This is a genomic window from Kluyvera sichuanensis (assembly GCF_014218705.1).
Lineage (GTDB): Bacteria > Pseudomonadota > Gammaproteobacteria > Enterobacterales > Enterobacteriaceae > Kluyvera > Kluyvera sichuanensis.
The window spans coordinates 39,212-46,185 of the sequence record NZ_JABBJF010000036.1; the positions used below are offsets into that span (position 1 = coordinate 39,212).

A 6,974-nucleotide genomic window follows, 5' to 3' on the forward strand; every position below is an offset into this window, starting at 1 on the left:
CCTTATTTACAGGCTTGGGTAAAATTTATCAGGCGAAACATCCATAAAACTCATCACATGAATATTATTCAATATATATATACATCTATTATTCTACGTAATAAGTGGATCATTAGTCGCGCCTGTTATATATTCAGGTGCAGTTAAATTTCAATGTAGTTTTTCGAACACATGGATAGTTTCGGAAGAGCATGACTCATGTTTCGTCATGTATGCATTTGTAAAAACAATAAAGGAATATCTCATGGCAAATCTTTACAACCTAAAGCGTTTTGACCTTAATTTACTCATTATTTTTGAATGTATATACCAGAACTTGAGTATTAGTAAGGCAGCGCAAACGTTATTTATTACGCCTTCAGCCGTTAGCCAGTCGTTGCAGCGACTCCGCGTCCAGTTAAACGACCCGCTTTTTGTGCGCGCTGGTAAAGGTATAACGCCAACGACCGTAGCCGATAACCTGCACTTACATCTTGAAGATAATCTTAACGGTCTTGAACAGACTATTAACATTATGGGTAAAGCTGACCTCAGAAGACGTTTTGTGGTATATGGCCCGCAGCTTCACGCCCAGCCTAAGCTCAATCAATTTATGAACATTCTTCTTGAAGATAGAAATCTTGAGGTGGTTTATCACGATACAGCGACAGAAACCGAAGACATTGAAGAAATAATGAATTATCGCAAGGCTGACGTGGTATTTACCCTGCAACAGCATAGTAATCGTTCATTGGTTTGTGTACCGTTTAGCGAAGCCCAACTCATCCTGGCCTGCAGTCAGAACCATCCACGATTGGGCGACAGCGCAACATCAGAGCAACTTTCACAAGAACGATTCACTCTATATCAGGCACGTGAACATCAGATTAAAGAATTTCAGAAGGCCAATGATTCCGCACAATTAACAGAGAGAGACATTGCGTTCACCTCATCGTCATTAATGGCTATTTTTAACACTCTTAACCACAGTGATTTAGTCGGTATTGTGCCGAAATTTGCATTCGAGCTTTTAAAAGATGTGCTAACACTAAAAGAAATCTCAACAAAAATAATATTACCTTCATTCCCAATATACATGATTTACAGCCGTTCATCGATGAGTCTTCCCTTCTTTTCTAAGATTATAGAAAAAACAAAGAACCTCTAATACATTCACAAAATAAATACATCACCATCATAAATAAAAATACTGCATGTATTATCTTATTTATTACTTCTCATAACAGCGTACTATAATCAGCACCTTATTAGACATCATCGCCATAAAGGATTGCTGATTTATGTCAATCATCAAACTCCCCTTGCCTCTCTCCGTTCTGGAGGCAAGTCGGGAACGGATAAGCTGGACGTTGAATAACCTCCCCCGCGTTTGTATCTCTTTTTCCGGCGGGAAAGATTCTACGGTCATGCTGCATTTAGCCGCCGAACAGGCGCGCCAATCTGGCAAAAAATTCAGCGTGCTGTTTATTGATTGGGAAGCTCAGTTCTCCTATACCATCAATCATTGTCAAAAATTACGCACGCTGTATTGCGACGTGATTGACACTTTTTATTGGGTTGCCTTGCCGCTCACCACCCAAAATTCACTCACCCAATTCAACCCTGAGTGGCAGTGCTGGGAGCCGGGGGCAGAATGGGTCAGGCAGCCGCCTGAAGATGCCATTACCGACCCCGATTTTTTTCCCTTTTATGAGCCAGGCATGAGCTTCGAACTGTTCGTACAAAAGTTTGCCGATTGGTTTTCCCAGCAGCGTCCCGCCGCCGTGATGGTCGGTATTCGCGCCGACGAGTCCTACAACCGCTTTCTGACTATTGCCTCGCAGCGAAAGCGCCGCTTTGCCGATGATAAACCCTGGACGACCGTTGCACCGGGCAATCATGCCTAGTACGTCTATCCGATCTATGACTGGAAAACGGCGGATATCTGGACCTGGTTTGCCAAAAGCAAGCTGCCCTATAACCCGCTCTACGACCTGATGCATCAGGCGGGCGTGCCGCTGCGCTATATGCGTATCTGCGAACCCTTTGGCCCGGAGCAGCGGCAAGGGCTGTGGCTTTATCACGTCCTGGAGCCTGAACGCTGGGCCGCAATGTGCCAGCGGGTCAGCGGCGTCCACAGCGGCGGGATCTATGCCGGGCAGGATAACCAGTTCTACGGCCATCGGAAAATCGAAAAGCCGCAGCATCATAGCTGGCGCAGTTACGCCCATTTTCTGCTGTATAGCATGCCGGAAGCCACCGCCGACCACTATCGCAATAAGATCGCCGTCTATCTTCACTGGTATCAAAAGCAGGGATGGGAAGATATCCCAGACAGCCAGGAGAAAGACCTCGGCTCTAAAGACGTTCCGTCGTGGCGACGAATCTGCAAAGTCTTATTAAACAATGATTATTGGTGCCGGATGCTCTCTTTCAGCCCAACAAAAGCTAGCCACTACCAACGCTACCGCAAGCGCATGGCACAGAAGCGTCAACAATGGGGGTTACTATGCAACAAAAACTGATTACGCAGCTGCAAGGCTATCTACAGACCTTATCGGACGAAGAGAAGATTGATGCGATTAATCAGTTTCGGCAGGCTTTGCACGAGGAGAGCCCGTTTCGCGACCAGCCGATTGACTGCGTGCTGTGGGTGAAAGAGGAGCGGGTTTCACCGAATGACTACAACCCCAACAATATGGCGCCGCCGGAAAAACGCCTGCTCACCAAATCGCTGGAAGCCGACGGTTTTACTCAACCGATTGTGGTGATTGAGAAAAACAGCAACGCCTATGAGATTGTCGATGGTTTCCACCGCCATCTGCTGTCGCAGTCAAAAGCCGCGCTGAAAAAACGCCTACAGGGCTATTTGCCGATTACCCAGCTAGAAAATAGCGACCATTCGCAGCCGTCACGGATGGCGGCCACCGTTCGTCATAACCGCGCACGCGGTCGCCACCAGATAGGCGCAATGTCCGATATCGTGCGCGAACTGAGCCAGCTCGGATGGAATGATGAGAAAATCGGTCAGGAGCTGGGCATGGACGCCGATGAAATTCTGCGTCTTAAACAAATTAACGGCCTGTGCGAACTATTCGGCAATCGCCAGTACTCACAGGCCTGGACGGTCAAATAGCTACAGGCGACACAGACGCTCGGCGGCGGCCAGCAGCGTCGTTTCCTGCTTGGCAAAGCACAGGCGAATCAGCTTATGCGGGAACGACGCCGCGCAGAAGACCGACAGCGGGATCGCCGCCACGCCAATTTCAGTGGTCAGCCATTGGCAAAAGCTCACATCATCAAGTTCGGAAATAGCGCTGTAGTCCGCCAGCAGGAAGTAGGTACCTTCGCAGGGCAGCAGCTTCAGTCGGCTCTGGCTTAGCGCATCGATGAACAGGTCACGGCGCGCCCGATAAAAATCGGGCAGTTGGCGGTAGTGCTCAGGTTCGGCCCGCAGCATATCCGCCAGCGCCAGCTGTGCCGGGGTATTGACGGCAAAGGTCAGATATTGGTGCACCTTACGCAGCTCGGCGCTTATCGGCGCGGGCGCGACGCAGTACCCCACCTTCCAGCCGGTCATATGATAGGTCTTGCCAAACGATGAAACCGCCACCGCCCGCTCGCGAAGCTGCGGGTGCGCCAGCACGCTGGCGTGTCCGGCTTCGCTAAAGCAGATATGTTCATACACTTCATCGCTGAGTACGTAGATTTCTCGCTCAGCAATGGCCTGCCATAGCGCCTCAAAATCGGCCGCCTGCCATACGGTGGCTGAGGGGTTATGCGGAGTATTGAGAATAACCAGCCGGGTTTTATCGCTCAACGTGTCGGCAAATGCCTGCCAGTCGACGCGAAAGTGCGGCGGCTGCAGCGCGATACGCTTCACGATGCCACCGGAAAGCTCAACCGCCGGCGCATAGCTGTCATAGCTTGGGTCGAAGCAGATAACCTCATCGCCGTCGCGCACCAGCGCGGTAATCGCCGCGTAAAGCGCTTCTGTCGCTCCGGCGGTGACCGTAATCTCATTATTCACGTCCGGCGAGTGGCCATACAGCGCCTGCGTTTTCTCGGCAATCGCTTCACGCAGCGCCAGCGCGCCGGTCATCGGCGCGTATTGGTTTGCGCCCGCGGCGACATGGTGCGCCAGCCGTGCCTGAAGGTAAGTGGGGCCGTCAAAATCGGGGAAGCCCTGTGAAAGGTTGATCGCCTGGTGCTGCTGCGCCAGCGCGCTCATCTGGGTGAAAATGGTGGTGCCGAGGTTGGGTAGCTTGCTTTGTGGGATGAGTTGCTTATTCGTCATTCTTCGTCTGCCGCTCGTGATGCCAAAGTTAACATCAATATAACACGGCGAACGTGTTTGGCAATCAAGACGTTTAGATGTCTAAATAAACGTTAGCAACATTTCGCGCCGCCCTTCCCGCCGTAGCGCGCGTCCTGACGATCGCGGAAAAATTCTTCGTAGGTCATCGGCGTCTGGTCCGGGTGCGTGATGCGCATGTGTTCAACATAATTGTCGTAGTCCGGCACGCCAATCATCATTTTAGCGGCCTGGCCGAGGTATTTTCCGGCTTTCGAAAGCGTATCAAACATCGTTTTTATCCTTTGGGTAAGCCCGGCGTCGCTGCGCTCGGCCGGGCTACAACTTCATTAAACCACGCGCAAATGAAATTAGTGCGCGCGTTTCGCCTGCGCCACCAGATTCTCCGCATCCGCCGGCATCGGCTCATACGGGGTCTCTTTCGCCGTCGGTTTATCCTCTTTCAATGCCGCCAGTGCGGTTTTGAGTGAGAACAATGCCAGCACGACCACCACCACCATAAAGAAGATGGTCAGCCCGGCATCAAGACGGTTGTTGAACACCAGCTGCGCCAGCTGCGATTCGGTGTACTGCGGCGGAATGTTGCCGCTGTCGATCATCGCCTGGAACTTGTTGGCAATCGCCAGGAAGCCTACGCGGGTGTCTTCGCTGAACGACTTCTGCCAGCCCGCTACCAGCGTACACACCAGCAACCACGAGGTTGGTACCAGCGCAACCCACGCGTAGCGCTGACGTTTCATCTTGAACAGTACCACCGCACAGAGCATCAGCGCCATACCCGCCAGCATCTGGTTCGCGATACCGAACAGCGGCCACAGGGTGTTAATGCCGCCCAGCGGGTCAACCACCCCTTGATGCAGGAAGTAACCCCAGGCCAGCACGCACAGTGCCGTTGCCAGCAGGTTAGCGGGCAGAGAATCCGTACGTTTAAGCCCTGGATTGATAACGCCCAGCAGGTCTTGCAGCATAAAGCGCGCCGCACGGGTACCCGCATCCACCGCCGTCAGAATAAACAGCGCTTCAAACAGAATGGCAAAGTGATACCAGAACGACACATCCATCAGGCCGCCCAGCGCCCCGTGAAGGATATAGGCCATCCCCACCGCCAGCGTCGGCGCACCGCCCGCACGAGAAATGATCGACTGCTCACCGACTTCGTTGGCAATCTGATGCAGCAGGTCCGGCGTCACCGCAAAGCCCCAACTACTGACGACCTGCGCCGCAGAAGCCACCACGTCGACGGTCCCGGCTGGTGCCAGCATCGCCATCGGGCTGTTCATCGCAAAGTAAACGCCAGGATCGATAATACAGGCAGAAACCAGCGCCATGATGGCGACGAAGGATTCCATCAGCATACCGCCGTAGCCGATAAAGCAGGCCTGATTTTCGTTCGCCAGCATCTTCGGCGTGGTGCCGGAGGCAATCAGCGCGTGGAAACCAGAAACCGCGCCGCAGGCGATGGTGATAAACAGGAACGGGAACAGGTCGCCAGTCCACACCGGGCCGGTACCATCAACAAATTTGGTCAGCGCTGGCATGGTCAGCGTTGGACGCATAATCAGAATACCAATCGCCAGCCCAACGATAGTGCCGATTTTCAGGAAGGTAGAAAGGTAGTCGCGCGGTGCCAGCAGCAGCCATACCGGCAGCACAGAAGCCACAAAGCCGTAGCCCACCAGCATCCAGGTCAGCTGTACGCCGGTATAATCAAACCACGGTGCCCAGGTTTCGCTTGCCGCCACCCAGCCGCCGGAAATAATCGCAAACACCAGCAGCACCAGACCAATAACCGACACTTCGCCAATGCGTCCCGGACGCAGATAGCGAATATAAATCCCCATAAACAGCGCCAGCGGAATGGTAAAGGCCACGGTATAGGTTCCCCACGGGCTGTGGGTCAGCGCTTTTACCACGATCATCGCCAGCACCGCCAGAATGATCACCATGATCATAAAGGTCGCCACCAACGCAATGACGCCAGCGACCGGCCCCATCTCCTCTTTCACCAGCTCACCCAGCGAACGACCATCGCGACGGGTGGAAACGAACAGCACCATAAAGTCCTGGACCGCACCGGCCAGCACCACCCCGGCTAACAGCCAGAGCATGCCTGGCAGGTAACCCATTTGCGCCGCCAGCACCGGCCCTACCAGCGGGCCCGCCCCGGCAATCGCCGCAAAGTGGTGACCAAACAGTACTTTTTTGTCCGTTGGTACATAGTCTAGACCGTCGTTATGACGCACGGCAGGCGTCATGCGCGTCGGGTCAACCTGCAGCACCTTTTTGGCAATATAGAGGCCGTAAAAACGGTAGGCGATGAGATAAACGCAGACCGCCGCCACGACGATCCACAATGCGTTTATCTGTTCACCACGATTGAGGGCGATGTAGCCCAGGGCAAACGCTCCGACAATGGAGAGTAACGCCCATATAAGGTATTTCCCTGAATTGTTCATAGTTATTGTCCGTATCAGTAGCAGAGGATGTTACATTTTGTGTCCATAGCAAGCACACTTGATTTAACAACCTTGAAACGAATATGAACAGGAACAACACCCGACATTTACATCACATTGTTAACGGGATCACTTAAGTCAGAAAAACGGATGAGAGATGGCGGAGGAAATTGAGAGATTCCCGGCGGCGCTTCGCTTGGCCGGGCTACGCCTCGAATTGTAGC

Annotated in this window: 5 protein-coding genes and 1 pseudogene; 3 read left to right on the top strand and 3 right to left on the bottom strand. The window is 52.8% G+C overall.

Going from position 1 to position 6,974, the window contains the following annotated elements:
* Nucleotides 1-244 precede the first annotated feature (244 nt).
* The 3 genes and pseudogenes from citR (at nt 245) to HII27_RS23815 (ending at nt 3,115) form a co-directional block, all read left to right on the top strand.
* Nucleotides 245-1,147: a DNA-binding transcriptional repressor CitR gene (gene citR, locus HII27_RS23805; protein WP_185669845.1), complete on the top strand. Its 903-nt coding sequence runs from the start codon at nt 245-247 to the stop codon at nt 1,145-1,147.
* Nucleotides 1,148-1,280: 133 nt separating this feature from the next.
* Nucleotides 1,281-2,504 (top strand): annotated as a pseudogene (locus HII27_RS23810) (phosphoadenosine phosphosulfate reductase).
* A complete protein-coding gene (locus HII27_RS23815) occupies nt 2,489-3,115 on the top strand; it encodes an IbrB-like domain-containing protein (protein WP_185669846.1) in 627 nt (208 codons plus the stop codon). The pseudogene HII27_RS23810 and the gene HII27_RS23815 overlap by 16 nt, the downstream one beginning before the upstream one ends.
* On the opposite strand, the gene HII27_RS23820 is transcribed toward HII27_RS23815, so the two are convergent.
* From HII27_RS23820 to cstA, 3 genes are all read right to left on the bottom strand, one after another.
* Nucleotides 3,116-4,276, bottom strand: coding sequence for a pyridoxal phosphate-dependent aminotransferase (locus HII27_RS23820; protein ID WP_185669847.1), 1,161 nt, complete (start codon nt 4,274-4,276; stop codon nt 3,116-3,118). It lies immediately after the preceding gene.
* A gap of 92 nt (nt 4,277-4,368) precedes the next feature.
* The gene (locus HII27_RS23825; protein ID WP_035895883.1) at nt 4,369-4,566 is read right to left on the bottom strand and encodes a YbdD/YjiX family protein; all 198 of its coding nucleotides are present in this window, start codon (nt 4,564-4,566) and stop codon (nt 4,369-4,371) included.
* A 78-nt stretch (nt 4,567-4,644) separates the two neighbouring features.
* Nucleotides 4,645-6,750: a pyruvate/proton symporter CstA gene (gene cstA, locus HII27_RS23830; protein ID WP_185669848.1), complete on the bottom strand. Its 2,106-nt coding sequence runs from the start codon at nt 6,748-6,750 to the stop codon at nt 4,645-4,647.
* Nucleotides 6,751-6,974 lie beyond the last annotated feature (224 nt).

Bases quoted from the DNA above. Each gene is read 5' to 3' on its own strand.
- citR (WP_185669845.1), top strand. From the start codon at position 245: ATGGCAAATCTTTACAACCTAAAGCGTTTTGACCTTAATTTACTCATT.
- HII27_RS23815 (WP_185669846.1), top strand. From the start codon at position 2,489: ATGCAACAAAAACTGATTACGCAGCTGCAAGGCTATCTACAGACCTTA.
- HII27_RS23820 (WP_185669847.1), bottom strand. From the start codon at position 4,276: ATGACGAATAAGCAACTCATCCCACAAAGCAAGCTACCCAACCTCGGC.
- HII27_RS23825 (WP_035895883.1), bottom strand. From the start codon at position 4,566: ATGTTTGATACGCTTTCGAAAGCCGGAAAATACCTCGGCCAGGCCGCT.
- cstA (WP_185669848.1), bottom strand. From the start codon at position 6,750: ATGAACAATTCAGGGAAATACCTTATATGGGCGTTACTCTCCATTGTC.